20 protein-coding genes are annotated in these 20,983 nt (G+C 59.0%); 12 read left to right on the plus strand and 8 right to left on the minus strand.

The window, feature by feature from the left end; translation table 11 throughout:
- Positions 1 to 3 precede the first annotated feature (3 nt).
- From LQ231_RS22335 to LQ231_RS22345, 3 genes are read left to right on the plus strand one after another with little or no spacing between them, the layout of a single operon-like run.
- Positions 4 to 1,617, plus strand: coding sequence for an acyl CoA:acetate/3-ketoacid CoA transferase (locus tag LQ231_RS22335; RefSeq protein WP_230174048.1), 1,614 nt, complete (start codon positions 4 to 6; stop codon positions 1,615 to 1,617).
- Positions 1,610 to 2,389: an enoyl-CoA hydratase/isomerase family protein gene (locus LQ231_RS22340; protein ID WP_230174049.1), complete on the plus strand. Its 780-nt coding sequence runs from the start codon at positions 1,610 to 1,612 to the stop codon at positions 2,387 to 2,389. The genes LQ231_RS22335 and LQ231_RS22340 overlap by 8 nt, the downstream gene beginning before the upstream one ends.
- A complete protein-coding gene (locus LQ231_RS22345; RefSeq protein WP_230174050.1) occupies positions 2,389 to 3,897 on the plus strand; it encodes an aldehyde dehydrogenase family protein in 1,509 nt (502 codons plus the stop codon). Before LQ231_RS22340 ends, LQ231_RS22345 begins: the two co-directional genes overlap by 1 nt.
- 64 nt (positions 3,898 to 3,961) lie before the next feature.
- On the opposite strand, the gene LQ231_RS22350 is transcribed toward LQ231_RS22345, so the two are convergent.
- Positions 3,962 to 5,020: a LacI family transcriptional regulator gene (locus tag LQ231_RS22350; RefSeq protein WP_230174051.1), complete on the minus strand. Its 1,059-nt coding sequence runs from the start codon at positions 5,018 to 5,020 to the stop codon at positions 3,962 to 3,964.
- A gap of 325 nt (positions 5,021 to 5,345) precedes the next feature.
- Between LQ231_RS22350 and LQ231_RS22355 the strand changes: the two genes are divergently transcribed.
- The 9 genes from LQ231_RS22355 to LQ231_RS22395 all read left to right on the plus strand — a co-directional run bounded on the left by LQ231_RS22355 (position 5,346) and on the right by LQ231_RS22395 (position 16,340).
- On the plus strand, positions 5,346 to 6,596 hold the full coding sequence (locus LQ231_RS22355; RefSeq protein ID WP_230174052.1) for an ABC transporter substrate-binding protein: 1,251 nt from the start codon (positions 5,346 to 5,348) through the stop codon (positions 6,594 to 6,596).
- 183 nt (positions 6,597 to 6,779) lie between these two features.
- Positions 6,780 to 7,658, plus strand: coding sequence for a sugar ABC transporter permease (locus tag LQ231_RS22360; RefSeq protein ID WP_230174053.1), 879 nt, complete (start codon positions 6,780 to 6,782; stop codon positions 7,656 to 7,658).
- Positions 7,658 to 8,542, plus strand: a complete 885-nt coding sequence (locus LQ231_RS22365; protein ID WP_230174055.1) for a carbohydrate ABC transporter permease — start codon at positions 7,658 to 7,660, stop codon at positions 8,540 to 8,542. The genes LQ231_RS22360 and LQ231_RS22365 overlap by 1 nt, the downstream gene beginning before the upstream one ends.
- A gap of 4 nt (positions 8,543 to 8,546) precedes the next feature.
- A complete protein-coding gene (locus tag LQ231_RS22370; RefSeq protein WP_230174057.1) occupies positions 8,547 to 9,662 on the plus strand; it encodes an ABC transporter ATP-binding protein in 1,116 nt (371 codons plus the stop codon).
- 20 nt (positions 9,663 to 9,682) lie between these two features.
- A complete protein-coding gene (locus LQ231_RS22375; RefSeq protein ID WP_230174058.1) occupies positions 9,683 to 11,191 on the plus strand; it encodes a GMC family oxidoreductase in 1,509 nt (502 codons plus the stop codon).
- The gene (locus LQ231_RS22380) at positions 11,188 to 11,967 is read left to right on the plus strand and encodes a 3-ketoacyl-ACP reductase (RefSeq protein ID WP_230174059.1); all 780 of its coding nucleotides are present in this window, start codon (positions 11,188 to 11,190) and stop codon (positions 11,965 to 11,967) included. Before LQ231_RS22375 ends, LQ231_RS22380 begins: the two co-directional genes overlap by 4 nt.
- 14 nt (positions 11,968 to 11,981) lie before the next feature.
- Positions 11,982 to 13,637 (plus strand): GMC family oxidoreductase N-terminal domain-containing protein, encoded by a 1,656-nt coding sequence (locus tag LQ231_RS22385; RefSeq protein ID WP_230174060.1) that lies wholly within the window; start codon positions 11,982 to 11,984, stop codon positions 13,635 to 13,637.
- Between the two features lie 185 nt (positions 13,638 to 13,822).
- On the plus strand, positions 13,823 to 15,085 hold the full coding sequence (locus tag LQ231_RS22390; protein ID WP_230174061.1) for a glycerate kinase: 1,263 nt from the start codon (positions 13,823 to 13,825) through the stop codon (positions 15,083 to 15,085).
- 151 nt (positions 15,086 to 15,236) lie between these two features.
- Positions 15,237 to 16,340, plus strand: a complete 1,104-nt coding sequence (locus tag LQ231_RS22395; protein WP_230174062.1) for an RHE_PE00001 family protein — start codon at positions 15,237 to 15,239, stop codon at positions 16,338 to 16,340.
- A gap of 97 nt (positions 16,341 to 16,437) precedes the next feature.
- Here the strand turns inward: LQ231_RS22395 and LQ231_RS22400 are convergent, their stop codons facing one another.
- From LQ231_RS22400 to LQ231_RS22430, 7 genes are all read right to left on the minus strand, one after another.
- Positions 16,438 to 16,590 (minus strand): hypothetical protein, encoded by a 153-nt coding sequence (locus LQ231_RS22400; protein WP_230174063.1) that lies wholly within the window; start codon positions 16,588 to 16,590, stop codon positions 16,438 to 16,440.
- 45 nt (positions 16,591 to 16,635) lie between these two features.
- Positions 16,636 to 16,803: a hypothetical protein gene (locus LQ231_RS22405; RefSeq protein WP_230174064.1), complete on the minus strand. Its 168-nt coding sequence runs from the start codon at positions 16,801 to 16,803 to the stop codon at positions 16,636 to 16,638.
- Between the two features lie 140 nt (positions 16,804 to 16,943).
- Positions 16,944 to 17,213, minus strand: coding sequence for a hypothetical protein (locus tag LQ231_RS22410; protein ID WP_113140086.1), 270 nt, complete (start codon positions 17,211 to 17,213; stop codon positions 16,944 to 16,946).
- A gap of 259 nt (positions 17,214 to 17,472) precedes the next feature.
- On the minus strand, positions 17,473 to 18,738 hold the full coding sequence (locus LQ231_RS22415) for an ABC transporter substrate-binding protein (protein ID WP_230174066.1): 1,266 nt from the start codon (positions 18,736 to 18,738) through the stop codon (positions 17,473 to 17,475).
- A gap of 19 nt (positions 18,739 to 18,757) precedes the next feature.
- Entirely contained in the window at positions 18,758 to 19,804 is a 1,047-nt protein-coding gene (locus LQ231_RS22420) for an aldo/keto reductase (protein WP_230174068.1), read from the minus strand.
- 2 nt (positions 19,805 to 19,806) lie between these two features.
- Positions 19,807 to 20,160: a TIGR04076 family protein gene (locus LQ231_RS22425; protein WP_230174070.1), complete on the minus strand. Its 354-nt coding sequence runs from the start codon at positions 20,158 to 20,160 to the stop codon at positions 19,807 to 19,809.
- Between the two features lie 10 nt (positions 20,161 to 20,170).
- Positions 20,171 to 20,905, minus strand: coding sequence for a GntR family transcriptional regulator (locus LQ231_RS22430; protein WP_230174072.1), 735 nt, complete (start codon positions 20,903 to 20,905; stop codon positions 20,171 to 20,173).
- Between the last annotated feature and the right edge of the window lie 78 nt (positions 20,906 to 20,983).

Consider the following 20,983-nt stretch of genomic DNA (forward strand, 5'->3'; position numbering starts at 1 on the left):
GCCATGCACAAGCACATCACCCCTGCAGAAGCTGCCGCTCTGATCCCTGACGGGGCTGTCGTCTCTGTATCATCATCCAGCGGTCTTGGTTGTCCGGACCTGATGTTAAAGGCGATCGGCGAACGCTTTGACGCGACCGGTCACCCGCGCGATATCACGACCCTGCACCCGATCGCAGCCGGAGACATGAGCGGCATCAAGGGTGTCGATCACATTGCCAAGAAAGGTCTGCTGAAGTGCATTCTGGGGGGCTCCTATCCGTCGGGCCCGTCGACCGCCGAGCCACCGCTGATCTGGCAGATGATCACCGGCAATGAGATCCCGGCCTACAATATTCCCTCGGGCATACTTTTCGACATGCATCGTGAGGCTGCTGCCAAGCGCCCCGGCGTTCTGACAAAGATCGGGTTGGACACCTTTGTCGACCCAAGGCGTCAAGGTTGCGCCATGAATGCGGCCGCCGAAAGTGAGCCGGTCGTGAAGCGCGTTGCTTTCGAGGGCGAGGAATGGCTGTTTTTCCCGTCTGTGGTCCCACAGGTGACGATTATCCGGGCAACGACTGCCGACGAGCACGGGAACCTGACCTATGAACATGAAGGCGCCTATCTCGGCGGTCTCGATCAGGCTCTCGCCGCCCGCAACAACGGCGGCATCATCATCGCCCAGGTGAAGCGCATCACCAAGCAGGGCTCACTGAAGCCGCATGATGTGCGCGTGCCCGGCATGCTGGTCGACTACATCATCGTGGATCCCGACCAGAAGCAGACGACGCAGACCCCCTATGATCCGGCGATCTCGGGCGAGATCTTCCGACCGCTGGAAACGTTCAGCGTGCCAGAATTCAACATCCAGAAGGTGATTGCCCGGCGCGTAGCGCAGGACCTGCAAGCCAACAGTTGCGTCAATCTCGGGTTTGGCATTTCCGCCAATGTGCCGCGCATCCTGATGGAAGAAGGCTTGCACGGCGCGGTAACCTGGGTAATCGAACAGGGCGCCGTCGGCGGCGTGCCGCTTCTTGATTTCGCATTCGGCTGCGCGTCGAATGCCGATGCCTATATGCCGTCGCCTTATCAGTTCACCTATTTTCAAGGTGGCGGATTCGATGCGTCGCTGCTTTCTTTTCTGGAGATCGGCAAGGACGGTTCGGTTAACGTCTCGAAGCTCTCGTTTCGCCCGCATGTGACGGCCGGCGCAGGCGGTTTCGTAGACATCACCGCCAGGGCCAAGAAGATTGTTTTTTCCGGCATGTTCAACGCCGGTGCAAAGCTAGCCATTGAAGCCGGCAAGCTGGTGATCGAGAAGGAAGGCAAGCTGAAAAAGCTTGTCAATGAGGTCGAGCACGTCACTTTCTCCGGAAAACGTGCAGTCGAGCAAGGCCAGGATATCACCTATGTCACCGAGCGTTGCGTGATGAAGTTGACGTCCGCCGGTATCGTGCTCACCGAGATCGCACCAGGTATAGACCTGCAAACGCATATTCTCGACCAGTCGGAATTCCCGCTGATCGTTTCGCCAGACCTGCAGGTCATGGACGCAATCCTCTTTGGTGAGGGCCTTATCGGCCTCGATCTACCGGGCAAGTCCCCTCGTGTTCTGGAGGGGCGTTTCCATGACTAGTGGCACTGTCCGGATCGATATCGAGAACCATGTTGCAATCCTGACGGTTTCGCGGCCGGAAAAGCGCAATGCGCTCGACCTCGGCATGCTTAGGGCGCTTATCGATGCTTCCGACGAAGTGGAGGCAAATGGCCAAGTGCGTGCGGCCATCCTGACCGGCGATGGCCGCGGCTTTTGCGCCGGCGGCGACATCAAGGCTTGGGGCGGCATGCGGCCGGATGAGTTCGGCCATGCCTGGGTGCGTTACGGGCACCGCGTGTTCGAACGTCTGGCAACACTGCGCATGCCGCTGATCGCTGCCATCAACGGCGATGCGCTGGGTGGTGGGCTGGAACTTGCCGGTATCGCCGATATCCGCATCGCAGATGAGCAGATCCGGGTTGGTCTGCCCGAGACTGGCCTTGGCATGGTGCCGGGCTGGTCGGGTACGCAGCGGCTGGTCAAACGTTTCGGCTCGCAGGTCGTGCGGCGCATGGCGCTCGGCGGTGAAATCTTCACGGCGCAGGAGGCCCGTGCGCTCGGTATTGTCGATGTCGTGACGTCAACCGGAGCCGCGCTTGCCGTGGCCAGGGAATATGCGCAGCGGGTTGTCGCGCGCGGACCCTCCGCGGTCGAAATCGTCAAGCTGATGATCGCGGCTGCGAGCGGCGAAGACAACGGCGCGGCGGTCGAGGCGCTTGGTTCGATCCTTGCGGCAAAGACTGGTGACCTAAAAGAAGGCGTGTCCGCGTTTAGCGAGAAGCGCCCGGCGCAATTCAAGGGAGAGTGGTAATGACGGTTCTGGTAAGCCCGAAAGCGCTGAATGATACGACTGCGCGCGACTTCAAGATGTTGGTCGATGGACAATGGCTTGAGGGCACAGCTCCGCTGATCGAGCGCGTGGCACCGAGCCATGGCATCGTGGTCAGCCGCTTCCAGGCAGGAACCAAGGTCGATGCGGAGCGCGCCATTTCTGCGGCTCGCAAGGCATTCGACAATGGCCCTTGGCCGCGCATGACCGCATCCGAACGCTCAGGAATCCTGCTAAAGGCGGCCGACCTGATTGCTGCACGTGCGGAAGAACTCGCCTATCTCGATGCGATTGAGGCCGGCAAGCCTATCAGCCAGGTTCGCGGTGAAATTGCTGGCTCCATCGATATATGGCGCTATGCGGCAGCCCTTGCCCGCGACCTTCATGGCGAGAGCTATAATACGTTGGGTGACGGCACGCTCGGCGTCGTGCTTCGCGAGGCGATCGGTGTCGTTTCCATTATCACACCCTGGAATTTCCCTTTCCTAATCGTGGGCCAGAAGCTCCCTTTCGCATTGGCCGCCGGTTGCACGACGGTGGTCAAGCCGTCGGAGCTGACGTCCGGATCGACGCTCGTCTTGGGAGAAATCCTTCAGGAGGCGGGTGTGCCGGCAGGCGTCGTCAATATCGTGACGGGAACCGGGCCAGAGGTGGGCGCGGTTCTGACATCACATCCCGATGTCGACATGATCTCGTTTACGGGATCGACCGGGGTAGGCAAGCTGACGATGAAAAACGCGGCCCAGACGCTGAAGAAGGTTTCGCTGGAGCTCGGCGGAAAGAACCCTCAGATTGTCTTCCCGGATGCGGATCTTGAAGCTTTTGTGGATGCCGCCGTGTTCGGCGCTTATTTCAATGCCGGTGAATGCTGCAACGCCGGCTCTAGGCTTATCCTGCACAAGAGCATTGCCGGCGACGTGATCAGCCGCGTTGCGGAATTGTCTAAGCGGGTGCGGGTGGGCGACCCTCTCGATCCAACCACCCAAGTCGGCGCGATCATCACGCCGCAGCATCTTGATAAGATCTCCGGCTATGTCACCGGCGCCACTGGTAGCGGGGCATCGATCGCTCATGGCGGCGACGTGCTTGACCTTGGCATGGGCCAGTACATGGCGCCGACGATCCTGACTGGCGTGACATCCGGCATGGCGGTCGCGCGCGAAGAAGTCTTCGGGCCTGTCCTGTCGGTTCTGACATTTGAGACGACGGCGGAGGCGATCGAAATCGCCAACTCCATCGACTATGGCCTTTCGGCTGGGGTGTGGAGCCGGGATTTCGACACATGCCTGATGGTCGGCCGGAAGGTGCGTGCTGGAACGGTCTGGATGAACACCTTCATGGACGGCGCCTCGGAACTGCCCTTTGGCGGGTACAAACAGTCGGGCCTCGGTCGGGAACTCGGCCGACATGCCGTCGAGGACTATACCGAGACCAAGACGTTGAACATGCATATTGGAGGCCGCACCAATTGGTGGATGCCGCGCGCCTGAGGCGCCTTATATAGGTTTGGCCATGGCTGGAGCATCTATGCGAAATCGTCGGGAAAGGAGCCGATCAATGACTGGGGGTGGCAAAACCGATCTGAGGCGGCATGAGCAATTGCATGCCGCTCGCCTGTTCATCGGCGATGCGACGGATCAAAAGGCGCCCCAGCTGTTCGCCGGCTGCCGTAAGATCCTCGTAGATGGTTTCCACGCCGGGCTGGATGTCGGAAAGCAGGCGCGAGGTCTGCTTGGCGACAATGTCATACTGATTGCCAAGTGCCCAACCGGATTCGCCGAGCCCGGTGATGGACGCCATGGCAGACACTTCGCCAGGACAGATCAGCCCGTCAGGCGGTGCTGGCTGACGCGCGCGAAGGCGGAAGAAGTCGCGCACTTCTCCTGCGGCAGAATCGAGCGTGACGGTTTCCGGAAGTTCATGCGCAATGCCCGCTTCGCGAACGGCGGTCATGAAACCATGCAACATATGCTGGCTGAAGGTGAGCCGGCGCGAGGGCAGGATGATCGTGAGCTTTTGCCGACCCTTGGCGATCAATCGACGCGCCGCCTCGTAGGCGAAGGCATAGTTGTCGTAGTCGACATAAGGATGCGGCGTGGAAAACTCTGTGCGTCCATGGCTGACAAACGGATAGTTGGCTTCAATCAGCAGGCGGACGCGTGCGTCGAGTGGTTCTGTGCGGGTAAAGATCAACCCATCGGCGAGGTTGTTGCGGACAATATATTCTACAGCCTCGATGTTCGAGGTGTCGACGAAATTGGGCATGACGATCAGGTGATAGGCAGTGCCTTGCAAGGCCTTGGTCAGGCCGTAGAGCAGCGAGGTGCCGAAGCCGAGGATTTCTTCATGCGGGTCGAGCAGGACGCCGATCACATTGGTACGTCCCGTCTTCAGGCGTTGGGCGGCCCGGTCCGGCGAATAGCCGATGCTGATCGCCGTTTCGCGCACACGCTTGCGGGTCTCGTGGTTGATCAAAGGGTCGTCGGCCAGCGCCCGCGAAATCGTGGTCACCGCAAGGCCGGTGAGCTCGGCAATCGTTCGAAGCGTCGGCTTTCCCGACCGTTTTCGAGTCGTGGTTTGCTTGCTCGGCGAGGGGATTTGTTCTTTCGGCACGCGGTTACTGCTTTTGGTGTGAAATCTGACGCGAAGATAGCGCGACGGAAGTGTGCGGACAATGCTCGCACAGAAAATTTAAAACGTTTCCAATTCAGGGCGCTGATGGAATAGGGCGCAAAATTGCTGCGTTGCCGCAATTTTAGTTCGTTTATACAGTGAATTTTGAGCCGGCTCGGTATCTTGACTCAACTGGATTTGTAACGTTTTAAATTGGGTATCGGCAGTATGCCGTGGGAGGAGTTGCCAACTGTCCGCTTGGGCAGGCGGCTTGGGAACGCGGGGTAGTTGCCCCGCAATGTTGACTTGCAAACGGGAGGATACGATGCGCAAGTTTTTGATGACGACGGCAGCGATGGCATTGGCACTGGGAGTGACGCAAGGGGTGGCTCGCGCTGCCGAAGGCGTCGAGGTGCTGCATTGGTGGACATCGGGCGGCGAGGCTGCGGCACTCGACGTTCTGAAAAAGGATCTGGAAGGCAAGGGGATCGGCTGGACCGATATGCCGGTCGCCGGCGGAGGCGGTACCGAAGCGATGACCGTATTGCGTGCCCGTGTGACGGCCGGCAATGCACCGACCGCCGTGCAGATGCTTGGATTCGATATTCTCGACTGGGCCAAGGAAGGCGCACTCGGCAATCTCGACGACATTGCCGCCAAGGAAGGCTGGGACAAGGTCATCCCGACGGCACTCCAGCAGTTCTCGAAATATGATGGCCATTGGATCGCTGCACCGGTCAACGTACACTCGACCAACTGGGTCTGGATCAACAAGGCAGCGCTCGACAAGGCTGGCGGCAAGGAGCCTGCCAACTGGGACGAGCTTGTCGCGCTTCTCGACAAGTTCAAGGAACAGGGCATTACCCCGGTCGCCCATGGTGGCCAGCCCTGGCAGGATGCGACGATCTTCGATGCTGTCGTGCTCTCGCTTGGTAACGATTTCTACAAGCAGGCCTTCATCGATCTCGACCCGGCAGCGCTCGGTGGAGACAAGATGAAGGAAGCCTTCGATCGCATGACGAAATTGCGTTCCTACGTGGATGACAATTTCTCGGGCCGTGACTGGAACCTCGCTTCCGCCATGGTCATCGAGAACAAGGCCGGGCTGCAGTTCATGGGCGACTGGGCCAAGGGCGAATTCATCAAAGCGAACAAGAAGCCGGGTACCGATTTCGTCTGCATGCGTTTCCCCGGCACCCAGGGCATGGTGACCTTCAACTCCGACCAGTTCGCGATGTTCAAGGTTGCTGAAGCCAAGATCCCGTCGCAGCTCGAAATGGCAACCGCCATCGAAAGCCCGGCTTTCCAGTCTGCGTTCAACGTGGTCAAGGGATCTGCGCCGGCGCGCACCGATGTGTCTGACGAGGCCTTTGATGATTGCGGCAAGAAAGCAATCAAGGATCTTGCCGAGGCAAACACGGCCGGTACGCTGTATGGCTCCATGGCACACGGTCATGCGAACCCGGCATCGGTTAAGAACGCGATCTATGACGTGGTGACCCGTCAGTTCAACGGCGAGCTATCCTCAGAGGATGCCGTCAAGGAACTTGTCTCTGCAGTCGAGGCTGCGAAGTAAGCATGCAGACAAACGCCGTGGGAGGCAAATTCTCCCACGGCAGTTTCAAGCAACAAAATCTCAACGGAATGGTGACGGTCGGCACATTTGCCGACGCATGGATCCTGTCTATCTGCGGATCGACAATGCGCGGATCCGGGATCCGCCGTCTCACTGATTGAATTAATAAGGGTGGATAGATCGATGCAAGGTCGTGACAGACTTCAGGAGTTTTTGCCCAAGCTTGTCCTGGCGCCGAGCTTCGTTGTCATCGTTATCTTCGTATATGGGTTCATCGCCTATACGGGTTTCCTGTCGCTGACGGACAGCAAGATGCTGCCGTCCTACAATTTCGTCGGCTTGAGCAATTATTCCAAGCTCTGGGCGTTGCCCCACTGGTGGCGGTCGATTTCCAATCTGGCAATCTTCGCCTCGCTCTACATTCTGATCTGCTCGGTGCTTGGACTGTTTCTGGCGATCCTGCTGGACCAGAAGATTAGGGGCGAGGGGTTTTTGCGGCCGATCTACCTCTATCCGATGGCGCTGTCCTTCATCGTCACGGGCACGGCGTGGAAATGGTTCCTCGATCCGGGCATCGGGCTGCAAAATACCATGCATCTCTGGGGCTGGGAGAGCTTTTCGTTCACCTGGATCAAGGACAATACGATGGCGATCTACTGCGTCGTCATCGCCGCTGTCTGGCAATCGTCGGGGTTTGTCATGGCCATGTTTCTGGCCGGCCTGCGTGGCGTCGACAACGAGATGATCAAGGCCGCACAGATGGATGGGGCCTCGACCTTCACCATCTATCGGCGCATCATCATTCCCCTGATGCGTCCGGTCTTCCTGTCGGCATTTGTCGTGCTCGCCCATCTGGCCATCAAGGCCTATGACCTTGTCATTGCCCTGACGGGCGGCGGCCCAGGACAGGCGACACAGCTGCCGGCGACCTTCATGTATTCCTACACCTTCACCCGCAACCAGATGGGCATCGGCGCGTCGTCGGCGATCATCATGATGATCATGATTTTCTCGATCATCATCCCTTATCTTTATTCGGAAGTTCGCGGAGGTAACCGCTGATGAGCGGCGCAGCAAATCCCCAAAATGCAATCTCGCATGGTCTGCTCACCAGAGTGCTGATCTACACGGCCCTGATCATTTTTGCGATCTACTATCTGCTTCCCCTCTATATCATGGTGGTCAATTCACTGAAGCCGCTCGAAGAAATCCGCCAAGGCGGCATGCTAAACCTGCCTGAAGTGTGGACGACGGAACCCTGGACCCAAGCTTGGTCTGCGGCGCAGATAGGCGTCTCGCCCACTGGTCTGAAGCCCTACTTCATCAATTCAATCCTGATGGTCATCCCGGCGGTTGCCATTTCGACCATCGTCGGCGCGCTGAATGGCTACGTGCTGACCAAGTGGCAGTTCCGCGGATCAAACATCTTCTTCGGAATGTTGCTTCTGTCCTGCTTCATCCCGTTTCAGATCGTGCTGATACCGATGGCCCGTATTCTCGGCATGCTCGGACTGGCGGGTTCCATCTGGGGCCTGATCCTCGTCCATGTGATCTACGGTCTCGGTTTCACGACACTCTATTTTCGCAATTACTATGAGGCGTTCCCGACCGAGTTGGTGCGTGCCGCACAAATCGATGGGGCGAGCTTTTTCCAGATCTTCCGGCGCATCCTGCTGCCGTCTTCGGCACCGATCATCGTTGTGTCGGTCATCTGGCAATTCACCAATATCTGGAACGACTTCCTGTTCGGTGCTTCGTTTTCCGGTGCAGGCTCGACGCCGATGACGGTGGCACTCAACAATCTCGTTTCCTCCTCCACCGGTGTCAAAGAATACAACGTGCATTTCGCGGGCGCGATCCTCGCTGCCCTGCCAACCCTGATCGTCTACATCGTCTCTGGTCGCTACTTCGTGCGCGGCCTGATGTCCGGTGCTGTGAAAGGATAAGATCATGTCATTCCTGAAAATATCCCATCTGCGCAAATCCTATGGCGCGCTGGAGATTCTGAAGGACATCAATATCGAGATTGAGGAAGGTGGCTTCCTGGTGCTGGTCGGCCCGTCCGGGTGCGGCAAGTCTACGCTTCTGAATACCATTGCCGGGTTGGAGCCGATCAGCTCCGGCGAGATCGCTATCAATGGCCGCAATGTTGCAGATCTTCCTCCTTCTCAGCGAGACATCGCGATGGTCTTCCAGTCCTACGCGCTCTATCCGAACATGACGGTGGCCGGCAACATCGCGTTTGGCATGGAAATCCGCAAAGTGACGAAGGACGAGCGCGATAAGGCGATCAAGGAAGTCTCGGACATTCTCCAGATCGGTCATCTTCTCGATCGCAAGCCAAGCCAGCTGTCCGGCGGCCAGCGTCAGCGTGTCGCCATGGGCCGTGCTCTGGTGCGCAACCCGCAAGTCTTCCTTTTCGACGAGCCGCTGTCCAACCTCGATGCCAAGCTGCGGGTCGACATGCGAACCGAAATCAAGCGTCTGCACCAACGCTTGAAGACGACGATCGTCTATGTGACGCATGACCAAATCGAAGCGATGACGCTGGCGTCGAAGATCGCGGTTCTCAAGGACGGCGTGCTGCAGCAGTTCGGTTCGCCGGCGGAGATCTATAACAATCCTGCCAATATGTTCGTCGCCGATTTCATGGGCTCGCCGGCGATGAACCTCCTGTCCTGCACGCTCGAAAAGGATGCTTCTGGCCTCTCCGTGTCGCTGTCGCGGCCAAATGGCAATCCCATCCGCCTCCCGGTCGCCGGCGGTAGGGGACAGCTCGAGGCACATGCCGGGCAACAGATCATCTTCGGAATCCGGCCCGAAGCACTGACCGATCCAGATGGCGCCGACCGCAATGCCAAGTCGTTGGCCGAAGGGGAATGCCTGATCGAAGTGGTGGAGCCGGCGGGTTCGGACACATTTGCTGTCACCAAACTTGGCGGCAAGGAAGTGGTTGCCCGCCTCCGCGCCGATGCCAGCATTCATGCCGGGCAGATGGCAAGGCTTGCGTTCAACCTCGACAAGGCTGTGTTCTTCGATCCGAAGACACAATTGCGGATCGCGTAATCGAGGGCAGGTGTATTGAAATGACAAAGTCACCTGACATCGTGATCATCGGCTCTGGTATTGGTGGTGCGACGATAGCGGCCGGATTGGCAGCAACCGGGGCGGGAATCCTGATCCTGGAGGCCGGCGAACATCTGCCGGACCGCCCGGAAAACCGCGACCCGCGAGCCATCTTCCAACGTGGTCACTTTCGACCGAAGGAGATGTGGTACGAGCATGGCGGCTCCGCATTTAATCCGGGCAACTATTATTATGTCGGCGGCAATTCGAAGTTCTATGGCGCTGTGCTGGTGCGCTATCGTCGGGAAGACTTCGCCGAGATGCAGCATCGTGAAGGCGTTTCGCCAGCATGGCCTTTTGCTTATGAGGAACTCGAACCCTGGTATAGCCGCGCCGAAAAGCTTTTCCAGGTGCGCGGTGACGATAGCCAGGACCCAACGGAGCCCAGACATTCGGAGCCCTACGCATTTGCTCCGGTTCCCGACGAACCGGCAATCGCCAAGGTTCGCGCCCGCCTTGAGGCGGCCGGGATGCACCCCTTTTCCCTGCCACTCGCAATCGACATCGACAGATGGTTGAGAAAGGCTCGCACGCCATGGGACGCGCATCCCAACGCCGACGATGGAAAGTTGGATGCGGAGACAGCGCCATTGGCGAAGGCCCTGCAGCATGCAAATGTCAGGCTTCAGACGAATTCGCCTGTGGTTCGCCTTGAGGCCGCAGCGGATGGCAAGACCATCCACACCGTCCACTACAGGCAAAACGGAGAGGTACGATCGGTCTCGCCAAAACTCGTGATCCTGGCAGCAGGCGCTGTGCAATCCGCAGTCCTGCTTTTGCGTTCGACCGATGCGCGTTTTCCGAAAGGCCTGGCCAACAGTTCGGATCAGGTCGGTCGCAATTTCATGAACCACAATTCCAGCGCCGTGCTGGCAATCTCGCCGTCGTTTCGCAACGATTCCATCTATCAGAAGACGCTCGGCTTTAACGACTTCTATCTGTCCGACGGCAATGGCGGGCCGCCGCTTGGCAATATCCAGCTGCTTGGTCGAATTTCCGGTGCAATCCTGAAGGCAAATCTGCCGCAGGTGCCCGAGTGGCTCCTCAACCAGATCTCAGCCCATGCCGTTGATTTCTACGCGATGAGCGAGGACGTGCCGCATCCGGAAAGCCGCGTCATGGTGGACGGCGAGCGGATCATCCTGAAGTGGCACCGGACCAATTGGGACGCGCATCTCGATCTCGTCAAGAAGCTGAAGTCTGTGCTGAAGAAAGCGGGCTTCCCGATCGTGCTGTCGCGGCCCTTTGACAAGCGAACGCCCTCGCATCAATGCGGCACGGTCCGGATTGGCAAGGATCCTGCAACGTCACCGCTTGATGTGTATTGCCGCGCGTTCGACCATGCAAACCTGTTTGTCGTAGATGCGAGCCTCTTGCCGACGTCAGCTGCTGTCAATCCAGCGCTCACCGTCGCCGCCCAGGCACTGCGTGTGGCGGATCATATTGCATCGAAGGATTTGGCATCATGACCGATCAAACGAAAAGACCGGTGGCTGTGGTGACCGGTGGTCGCCGGGGTATCGGCCTTGGGATCGCAACCGCGTTGGCCAAAGCCGGTTACGACGTGGCAATCACCGGGATAGGCGATGCCTCGACGGCACAGGAGGCTCTGTCTTTCCTGGCTTCGCTCGGCGGGGACGCCATCTATGTCCATGGTGACGTGGCCGATGTCGATGGCCATCAGGCAACGGTAAAGACGGTCATCGAGCGGTTCGGCAGAATTGACTGTCTGGTCAACAATGCCGGTATGGCTTCGGTGGTGCGAGGCGATTTTCTCGCGCTTGAGCCTGCGAATTTCGACACGATCATGGATACAAATCTGAGAGGCACCGTATTCTTCACCCAGTCTGTCGTGAAAGCGATGCTGACAGTGGCCGAGCCGCAGCACGCAAGGTCGATCATCAACATCACGTCGGTATCGGCCCAGGCGAGCTCCCCCGAACGCCTTGATTATTGCATCAGCAAGGCAGGGCTTGCCGCCTTCTCGCAGGGACTTGCCTTGCGGCTTGCTCAATCAGGTATCGCCGTCTTCGAAGTCCGCCCCGGGATTATTCGCACCGATATGACCGCCGCCGTTACCTCAAAATACGATGCCTTGATTGACAATGGCCTGGTTCCGATGCGGCGCTGGGGCCAGGCGGAAGATATTGGCGACATCTGCGCGGCTTTGGCCTCCGGCAGTTTCGCATTTGCAACGGGCAGCGTGATCGACGCCGATGGCGGCCTTTCGATCCCGCGTTTGTAACAGGACAGACCAAGATGCGTTTCGACTACATCATCACAGGCGCCGGGCCGGCTGGCTGCGTGCTAGCCAACCGCCTGAGCGAGGATCCCGATGTCAATATCCTGTTGCTGGAGGCTGGCGGCGGTGATTGGAACCCTTTGTTCCACATGCCGGCGGGCTTTGCCAAGATGACCAAGGGCGTGGCGAGTTGGGGGTGGCAAACGGTGCCGCAGAAGCACATGAACGGCCGGGTACTGCGATATACCCAGGCAAAGGTCATTGGTGGCGGTTCTTCGATCAATGCCCAGCTCTACACGCGCGGCAATGCCGCAGATTACGATCTATGGGCGAGCGAAGACGGCTGCGAAGGCTGGGACTATCGCTCGATCCTGCCTTATTTCAAGCGCGCTGAGGACAACCAGCGTTTTGCCGACGATTACCATGCCTATGGCGGCCCGCTTGGCGTTTCAATGCCGGTGTCGGCCCTGCCGATCTGCGATGCCTATATTCGGGCGGGCCAGGAGCTTGGTATTCCCTACAATCATGACTTCAACGGTCGCCAACAGGCCGGTGTCGGCTTCTATCAGTTGACGCAGCGCAACCGCCGTCGCTCGTCGGCATCGCTTGCCTATCTCTCTCCGATCAGCGACCGCCAGAACCTGGTGATCCGAACCGGTGCGAGGGTGGCCCGGATCATTCTTGAGGGTAGCCGCGCCGTCGGCGTTGAGATCGTCACCCCAAAGGGTGTTGAGCTCGTCCGAGCCGAGCGCGAAGTGCTGGTCACCTCCGGAGCAATTGGTTCGCCGAAGCTGCTGCTGCAATCCGGCATCGGTCCTGCCGATCATCTGCGTGCGGTGGGTGTCGATGTCAAACATGATCTCGCCGGCGTGGGCGGTAATCTGCAGGATCATCTTGATCTCTTTGTCATTGCCGAATGCACCGGCGATCATACCTATGATGGCGTGGCAAAATTGCATCGCACGCTCTGGGCGGGTTTGGAATACTTGCTGTTCAGATCGGGCCCGGTTGCATCGTCACTCTTCGAGACCGGCGGCTTCTGGTACGCCGACCCGCAAGCGCGTTCGCCGGATATCCAGTTTCATCTGGGGCTGGGGTCAGGTATCGAGGCGGGCGTCGAGAAGTTGAGGAATGCCGGCGTGACGTTGAATTCGGCGTATCTGCATCCGCGATCGCGCGGCACGGTCAGGCTTTCATCTGCCGATCCGACTTCAGCTCCCTTGATCGACCCGAATTACTGGTCTGATCCGCATGATCGCACGATGTCGCTGGAGGGATTGCGGATTGCCCGCGAGATCTTCCAGCAGGCTGCCCTAAAACCCTATATTCTCGCCGAGCGTCTGCCCGGAGCAAAGGTTCAGACCGAGGCGGAACTGTTCGAATACGGCTGCGCGAACGCCAAGACCGACCATCATCCTGTCGGAACCTGCAAGATGGGCAGGGGGGCGGATGCGGTCGTCGGCCTTGACCTGAAGGTCCACGGGCTGGAGGGCCTGAGGGTTTGCGACAGTTCGGTCATGCCGCGCGTGCCTTCCTGCAATACCAATGCCCCGACAATCATGGTCGGCGAAAAGGCGGCGGACATGATCCGTGATCTGCCTGCCTTGTCCCGCACGATCTTTTCCCATGAGCGCAACGACACGCGTCCGCGGGCGCGGACAGAGATTAGGTGAACAGGACATAGGACCGCGATGTGTTACCCTCATATTTATTCAGATAGACCTGCCGACCGGTGCATCTGCGCTTAATATTTGCCTTGCTTGCGGCTGTGGAACTGGATTGGAGCATAGGCGTTCTCTACGGTTTTCGAATGAGCAACGGGATTGCCGCCATGATCGCGCGATAGACGGAGAATGAGTTGATAGCCGACAAAAGGCCTTTTCTGGCCTCCCTCTTTCAGGCCGCCGTATTGGCCGCCGATCCCTATGATGCCATCGTCCGACATCTGCCGCCAAAGCCGAAGGGCCGGACCGTCGTCATCGGTACTGGTAAGGCGGCGGCCAAGATGGCGGCGGCTTTCGAAAAAGCCTGGGACGGTCCGTTCGAAGGGCTGGTGGTTGATCGCCACGGCCCGATTGAGGTCTGCCGGCACACAAGGATCCTGCAAGCGGCTCATCCAGTGCCTGATCTTGCCGGTTTGCAGGCGGCACAAGCGCTGATGGATCACGTCCATGGTTTGTGCGAGGACGATCTTGTCGTCGCCTTGATTTCCGGCGGCGGTTCCGCTCTCTTGCCGGCCCCGCCACAAGGGTTTCAACTGTCGGACGAAATCAGGTTGAACGAAGCGTTGCTTGCGTCCGGTGCGCCGATTTCAGCCATGAATGTGCTTCGCAAGCATTTTTCTCGCATCAAAGGGGGGCGGCTTGCCGCGCTCGCACATCCGGCCAAGGTCGTCACGCTCATTGTCTCTGATGTGCCAGGCGATCACCCGGCGTTGGTTGCTTCGGGGCCGACTGTGCCGGACGCCTCTGATGCGGAGGAGGCAATGGGACTGATCCGTGACTATCGCATAGACCTGCCGCAACGGGTCATTGATGCAATCGGGCGTGAAAGGGCGCCTGATCCATCGGATCCGGTTTTCGAGCGAAACGAGGTGCATGTGATCGCCTCGGCCCGGGTCTCCTTGCTTGCTGCGGCTGACAAGGCCCGCCTATCCGGCGCCGACATTTTGATCCTGTCGGACTCCATTGAAGGCGAGGCGAAGGATATCGGGCGCATGCATGCTGCACTGGCGCGGGAGTTCGCCCTCAGTTCTAAGCCATTCGCCAAGCCCCTTGTCCTTTTGTCCGGTGGCGAGACCACTGTCACGATCGGCAATTCGGGACCTGGCAAGGGTGGACGCAACTCCGAGTTTCTTTTGTCTGCCGCGCTCGACTTGCAGGGCCTGGCGCAGGTCACGGGCCTTGCTGCCGATACTGATGGCATCGATGGTTCAGAAAACAACGCCGGCGCTTTCTGCGATGGGACGACCGCCGACAGGATCCGCGCTGCAGGTGGTGACGGGCGCAGTTTTCTTGCCGGTCATGACGCCTGGTCTGCCTTCGATCTCATTGGCGATTTGTTTGTAACCGGCCCGACGGGCACCAATGTCAACGATTTCAGGGCGTTTCTGATCACATGAGGGCATTCTGAGCTACAGAAATACACTGCGCCGGCGAATTCCGTTCGGCCGGTCCTGAGGGAAGTCCATTGGCCCGGTGATGTCGTCCTCGTGCGAGCGAAACAAAACTGGCTTCTCGCTTTCGTTGCGCGAGTCACTTACGGTCGGCTCCATGCGATACGATCTTTCCAAGCTCCCCGTCTCGACAATGTTTGCGCCCGTCACGGCGGCAACGGCGGCGCTGACGCGGCTTGATGAGCGCGTTGCCCGTTCCCCATTGCGTGAAGGCTGGATCGCGCGGTCGCATTTCAGCGATGCGGTCGCCTCGTTATGGGTGGATGGCGAGCTGGTCCATCTCGAAGACCTTGTCCTTCATGATGCCAGCATGGGCGTGCGTGCGCCGACGCATGAACTGACCATTGCGCACGACGTATTGCGGACGCGACGGCGTATCCTTCTTCATGAACCGGCGTGGGCGCTCAGTGCTGACGGAGTGCTTCGTGGACGTAGCACAGGGGATTGTTCGGCCGATACTGGCCCAACGGTGCCCGAATATCAGAGAGTGGTCGATCCGGACAATGATGAGGATGACGCCGATGATCCCCTTGCAAAGCAACTGGCCGAGATGGATGCGGTGCTTGCACGCAGCGAAGCCTTGATTTCGGGCGCGAGCCAACCGGCCCGCACGGCAAGCCGTGATCGCAATCCGTTTGTCTATGAGCCTGACTGGGATGAAGACAGTCGGTTGCAGGAATGGCGTGCGGTATTGACGGAAACCGAAGCACTGCCGCCTGTTTTGCGAGCTGTGCTTCTGCTTGATGCCTGGCACCAGTTGCAGGTGCTGCAGCACGCACCCTGGCTTGGCAGATTGTTGGCTGGCGCGGTGCTGCGCGAAACAGGCGTGAGCTCGTCGCATTTGGTTGCCGTCAATCTTGGCATGAAGCAGGTTCAGCGGGAACGGCGTGCCAGCCGTGATCGCGATACAAGGCTGTCCGCATTCGTCGATGCCTTGAAGGCTTCAGCCGAACTGGGGATGAAGGATCACGACCGACTGCTGTTGGCGCGTCAGCAGATGCAGCATCGGCTTGCCGGTCGGCGCGCCTCTTCAAAATTGCCGCAACTGATTGAGCTTGTTCTTGCGAAGCCGATGGTATCGGCGGGCATGATTGCAGAAGAACTGCGCGTTACGCCACAGGGTGCGCTCAAGATTGCGGCTGAACTCAATCTGCGTGAGCTCACCGGACGAGGCAGGTTTCGTGCGTGGGGTGTGCTTTGATACCGTAAACGGTGTCCCTGGCGGAACGGTGACTGTCCATGGTCTCAAAGTAGATAGTGAGACGGATCGCCAACCTTAAGCCCGCACGCTGGGTCCGCTATGTTGGCCAGATCGCCCATAGTGTAATGCCAAGCATGACGATGAATGCGAAAATTAAGACCAGCATGCGCACGAGGCCAATATTGGTCCCGCTGTCGCCCACCATGGCTTCCCACCATCCTTCGCCGCGCGCCGAACGATCATCGTCCATGTTCAATTGCTCCATTAATGTACCGCTCAAGCCCAGGAACGTGACTTACGCTGAGGGCGGTGCGCGTTTTCCTGACTTCTCGGCACCTCCTCCGGCATTGGTGCCGTTGGTTTCGCCCGCATCGCGGCGGGTGCCGTCGGAAACGCTACCTGGATGCGGATCGCTTGCGCTCGGAGTTGGAGGCGACGGCGACTTGCTGGGTTTTTTGGACATGGCTGATCTCCTTGAGATGGGCAATGCCGATCAACAAGAGAATGTTCCAATCTGCCAGGTGACTCATGCGATATCGTGCAACGATCTCTGTCCGCAAAGCCCTTGCGTGCGAGGCATCATGCGGCAACCGTGGAGGCTGCTCAGTCGTGATCGCTCATGATTTTGAGGTAACACCCGCGCGGCTTCATGCCTTTCTTCGGCAACCCAGTGGCTTCAATGCCCCAAGTATAGCCGCAACGGGACACCTCCGCCTCGATCTCCGGCATGTTGCTCCATTTCGCCAGCGTGACTTGGGTGGGAATGTAGTCAAGCTGGAACAATGTCGGTATTTTTTGGAAGTGTTCCGCGAAGAATATTGCCTTCTGGCCAATGTCGACCAATGGGCGCTCGGACTCGAATTGCATCATCATACTACGCCTCCTTTTCGCGTCTGCCGGGACGCTTTGGATTCAGTGGCATTGATAATTGGGTTTCACGTAATGCTGCCCCCAAAGGTAAGGCGAATACTTCCTTTTGGCTAGCGTATTTTGAAACCTGGCCATTTGCGATGCACGGGGAAATGCGTGAGCCTTGGCCGGACATATTCGATTGCAAGTGTTTGCTGTCTGTTTAGCGCCATCGGAGGCGGGCAGCTTTCTGCTGCCCGCTGGAAGGATTGGCTGTGACGGCTTATTTGCCGAGCTCGGCCTTGATTTTGGAGACGTCGTCGGACGGCATTTCACCGACCGTTGTCACTTCTCCATCGGTGATCTTCCACAGGCGGAACGGACCGGTGATATCTCCATACTGGTCGAAGCTCACCGGGCCGATGACACCTTCATACTTGATCGGCTTGCCGTCCTTGAGGAGAGCGAGCGCCTTTTCAAATTCCGCCTTGCCGGCATGGATCGGCGTGCCGCCTGGCGCGGTGACCTCGGCGATGGCGGCCTTGATGGCGACCTTGTCCGGCTTTCCGGCTTTGGCAATCGCCAGTGCCACGATTGCGCCGGCGTCATAGGACCGGTCGGCCGCGGGTGCTGAAGGAGCAATGCCGCCGGAGAACTGCTCGTAATTGGTGTTGAAGTATTCGGTGGAGGCCGTCGGTGTCGTGCCGGACGACGTGCCATAGGCTTCGTTGAGATACTGGGCGCCGACACTTGCGATGAAGTCCTTGGAGTTCATGCCGTCATTGAACAGGAATTTCTGCACGCCGCCGCCGGAAATCCAGGCGCGTGCAATCGTCGCGCCGTCGACGGGGGTGGAGACGAGATAGAGCGCGTCCGGTTCGCCGGTCATGGCAGCGGAGGCCTCGGACGAATAGCTTGCCTGCTTTTCGTTGTAAGGCGTGGTCGAGGTGATCGTGCCGCCGAGCTTGGTGAAGGCGGCGGTGAACTCGCCCATCAGATTGTTGCCGAAGTCGTTGTTGACGTGAACGATCGCGATCTTCTTCATGCCCTGGTCGAGCGCATATTTGGCGGCCGCAGTGCCCTGCAACGCGTCCGAAGTAATGGTGCGGAAGAAGACTCCATTGGTCTTGCCGTCGCGACCGAGTGCGGTCAGGGTCGGTGAGGAAGAGGCGGGCGAAACCTGTACCACGCCCGCCGGTGCGGTAACGGAGGTGAGGATTGGGATCGAGACTGACGAAATGATGCCGCCGATGATCACCGGCACCTTCTTGATGTTGACGAGCTGGGTCGCCTGGTCGACCGCGACATTGCCCTGGCTCTGGCTGTCGCGCGTATCCATCACGAGTTTACAGCCGCCGACACCACCTGCTTCATTGAAATCGCGGAAGGCCATTTCGACGGATTTTGCGCCTGCCTTGCCGTATTCGCCGGCCGGTCCTGTCAATTCCATCACGACGCCGACGGTGATGTCGCAGTCCTGCGACAGTGCGGACGATGTGCTGAGCGCTAGGCCCGTCAGCATTGTCGATGCGAGTACAAGATTTTTCATGTTTTTCCCCTTGTTCATGTCATTCCCCTTTGTTGAGATTGTATTTCATGATGCTGCCGTGACGCCCCGCCCGGTCGCGCTCGAGCGTGTAGACATCGCCTTCCAGTTCCGCAGATCCGACGAGCGCGGCATCGATCTCGGCAAGATCGGCGGCCGACAGCTCGACGCTGGCAATGGCCAGGTTGGCGCCGAGATGTTCGCGATTGCGTGCGCCGACGATGACCGCCGACACACCAGGCTTGCGCAGCATCGCGGCACTGGCAATCGTGGCAATATCGGCTGAATGGCGGTCTGCGATCTTGCGTAATGCCGAGAGTAGTGTCTGGAAAAGCTCCCAGCCGCCGAGATCATCGATGATCAGCTTGTATTTTGTCAGCGAGCGGTTTTCCAGCGGATGCTCGGGCTCAGGCTTGCCGAGCCAGCGATCGGAGAGAAAACCTCCCGCGACGGTGCCATAGCAGAACAGCGAAAAGTCGTGTCGTTTCGCCAGCGTTACCATCTGTTTTTCCGGGCGTCGGTCGAGCAGCGAATATTGCAGCTGCAGCGAGGTGAAGGGAATGCCGGCATCGATGATGGCGTCGACATGGTCGCTGTCGAAATTGGTGCCGCTGATCTTGTCGATCCGGCCCTCGGCCTGCAGTTCCTTCAACCAGCCGAGCGTGTCGAGCCAGGCCGGCATCTCGTAGTCCCACCAGTGGAATTGCACGAGATCCAGCCGGTCAAGATTGAGGCGCTTGCGCGAGGTGTCGACGACACTTTCGACATAGGCCTTGGTGATGGTCGGCAGCACGCCGAGGTCCGGCACGAACTTGGTGTGCACGCGCACGCGATCAAGGGCCGCCTGCCCACGTAGGTCTCGGTAGCGCAGTCGAAAGCGGCCGATCAGGTCTTCGACGCCGGTATAGATATCGGCGCAGTCGAAGGTGGTGATGCCGGCATCGGCAAAGGCCACCATGTCGTCGATCGCCACCTCCTCATCCACTGCACCATGGCCGCCAGCCAGCTGCCAGCCGCCGCGAATGACGCGCGAAATTTCATAGCCAGGGGCGACGGTGATGCGTTGCATGGTCACGGTTCTCCTTTTTCCAGGGGTACAGCCGTGGTTGCGGCATGGCTGAAGCGGCGGAGCCCGGTGCGCCGGATCCTCAGTCGTGTCGAGCAGTTAGGATCGGGGCAGGCGATATCGCTGTCCGTGGTCATCCAGTCATGGGCATGGGTCGGGCGTTGCTTTGCCGCCAGAAGCGGCATGACCGAAGCCAGCGAATAGATGGATATCCCCTGTCCGGGCGGCAGATACAGCATCTCGCCGTGGAGTTCGAAATAGTCGCCCGGCTTTGCGCCGCAGTAAACGGTGCCGCCGTCCGGCACCACGACGTCGACCCTGAGATCGAAAAGCTCGAAAATATCGTCAACTTCGCCCATGACAGGTTCCTTACGCCGCCTCTTCGCCGGCATCGAGACGCCCGCGCACAAGGTCAAAGGAACGGCCGATGTCGTTGGCCAGTGCGATGACCGCTGCCTGCTCGTCGCGCGCTTCGAGCGCCTCGACGATCGACCAGTGGTGATTGGTTGCGGCCAGTCCACCTTGCTCGTCGTGGATATGGGCGGCTGCGCGCACAACCGGGCCCGACTGGAGCCAGAGGCTTTCCACCATGGGGATCAGTACCCGCGAACAGGCAGCCCGGTAAATCTGGAAATGGAACCGCTGGTTGATTTCTGAGGTGACCGGACCGACGTCCTGGCCGTGTCGTTCAAAGGCGGCCTCGCAGTCCCTGTTGGTCTGCTTCAAGCCTTCGAGATCGGCTGCCGTTAACTGCTTGCAGGCCAATGCCGCAAGGCGTCCTTCGATCAGGATGCGAGCCCGCTCAAGATCGTCAAGTCTTTCCCGTGTGATCAGAGGCACGCGAACGGAGCGGTTCGGGAGAGCTTCCAGAGCCTGTTCAGAGACAAGCCGACCGAGCGCCTCACGCACCGGCATGGTGCTTGTCTTCAGCCGATCCGCCAAATCGACGATACGCAGCATGTCTCCGGCAGCAAAGCCGCCATTGATCAATGTGCGGCGTAGCTGTCCATAAACGCGGTCCTGAACCGTCTCACGCTCTACGGGTATCAGGCCGGGGGTAAGGGGGGCATCTACAGGGCCGACCGTTTCCGTAATTCCTGCCATCGCGTGCCTTCAAGGAAATATCGGTTGATTTTCGTTCACGTGTAAAGTTTGATCAAACATCACCAATCAAATCAAGGC

It is taken from the genome of Rhizobium sp. CECT 9324 (assembly GCF_918741265.1).
Lineage (GTDB): Bacteria > Pseudomonadota > Alphaproteobacteria > Rhizobiales > Rhizobiaceae > Allorhizobium.

Coding starts and splice junctions, on each gene's coding strand:
- LQ231_RS22335 (WP_230174048.1), top strand. CDS start 4: ATGCACAAGCACATCACCCCTGCAGAAGCTGCCGCTCTGATCCCTGAC.
- LQ231_RS22340 (WP_230174049.1), top strand. CDS start 1,610: ATGACTAGTGGCACTGTCCGGATCGATATCGAGAACCATGTTGCAATC.
- LQ231_RS22345 (WP_230174050.1), top strand. CDS start 2,389: ATGACGGTTCTGGTAAGCCCGAAAGCGCTGAATGATACGACTGCGCGC.
- LQ231_RS22355 (WP_230174052.1), top strand. CDS start 5,346: ATGCGCAAGTTTTTGATGACGACGGCAGCGATGGCATTGGCACTGGGA.
- LQ231_RS22360 (WP_230174053.1), top strand. CDS start 6,780: ATGCAAGGTCGTGACAGACTTCAGGAGTTTTTGCCCAAGCTTGTCCTG.
- LQ231_RS22365 (WP_230174055.1), top strand. CDS start 7,658: ATGAGCGGCGCAGCAAATCCCCAAAATGCAATCTCGCATGGTCTGCTC.
- LQ231_RS22370 (WP_230174057.1), top strand. CDS start 8,547: ATGTCATTCCTGAAAATATCCCATCTGCGCAAATCCTATGGCGCGCTG.
- LQ231_RS22375 (WP_230174058.1), top strand. CDS start 9,683: ATGACAAAGTCACCTGACATCGTGATCATCGGCTCTGGTATTGGTGGT.
- LQ231_RS22380 (WP_230174059.1), top strand. CDS start 11,188: ATGACCGATCAAACGAAAAGACCGGTGGCTGTGGTGACCGGTGGTCGC.
- LQ231_RS22385 (WP_230174060.1), top strand. CDS start 11,982: ATGCGTTTCGACTACATCATCACAGGCGCCGGGCCGGCTGGCTGCGTG.
- LQ231_RS22395 (WP_230174062.1), top strand. CDS start 15,237: ATGCGATACGATCTTTCCAAGCTCCCCGTCTCGACAATGTTTGCGCCC.
- LQ231_RS22400 (WP_230174063.1), bottom strand. CDS start 16,590: ATGGACGATGATCGTTCGGCGCGCGGCGAAGGATGGTGGGAAGCCATG.
- LQ231_RS22405 (WP_230174064.1), bottom strand. CDS start 16,803: ATGTCCAAAAAACCCAGCAAGTCGCCGTCGCCTCCAACTCCGAGCGCA.
- LQ231_RS22410 (WP_113140086.1), bottom strand. CDS start 17,213: ATGATGATGCAATTCGAGTCCGAGCGCCCATTGGTCGACATTGGCCAG.
- LQ231_RS22415 (WP_230174066.1), bottom strand. CDS start 18,738: ATGAAAAATCTTGTACTCGCATCGACAATGCTGACGGGCCTAGCGCTC.
- LQ231_RS22420 (WP_230174068.1), bottom strand. CDS start 19,804: ATGCAACGCATCACCGTCGCCCCTGGCTATGAAATTTCGCGCGTCATT.
- LQ231_RS22425 (WP_230174070.1), bottom strand. CDS start 20,160: ATGGGCGAAGTTGACGATATTTTCGAGCTTTTCGATCTCAGGGTCGAC.
- LQ231_RS22430 (WP_230174072.1), bottom strand. CDS start 20,905: ATGGCAGGAATTACGGAAACGGTCGGCCCTGTAGATGCCCCCCTTACC.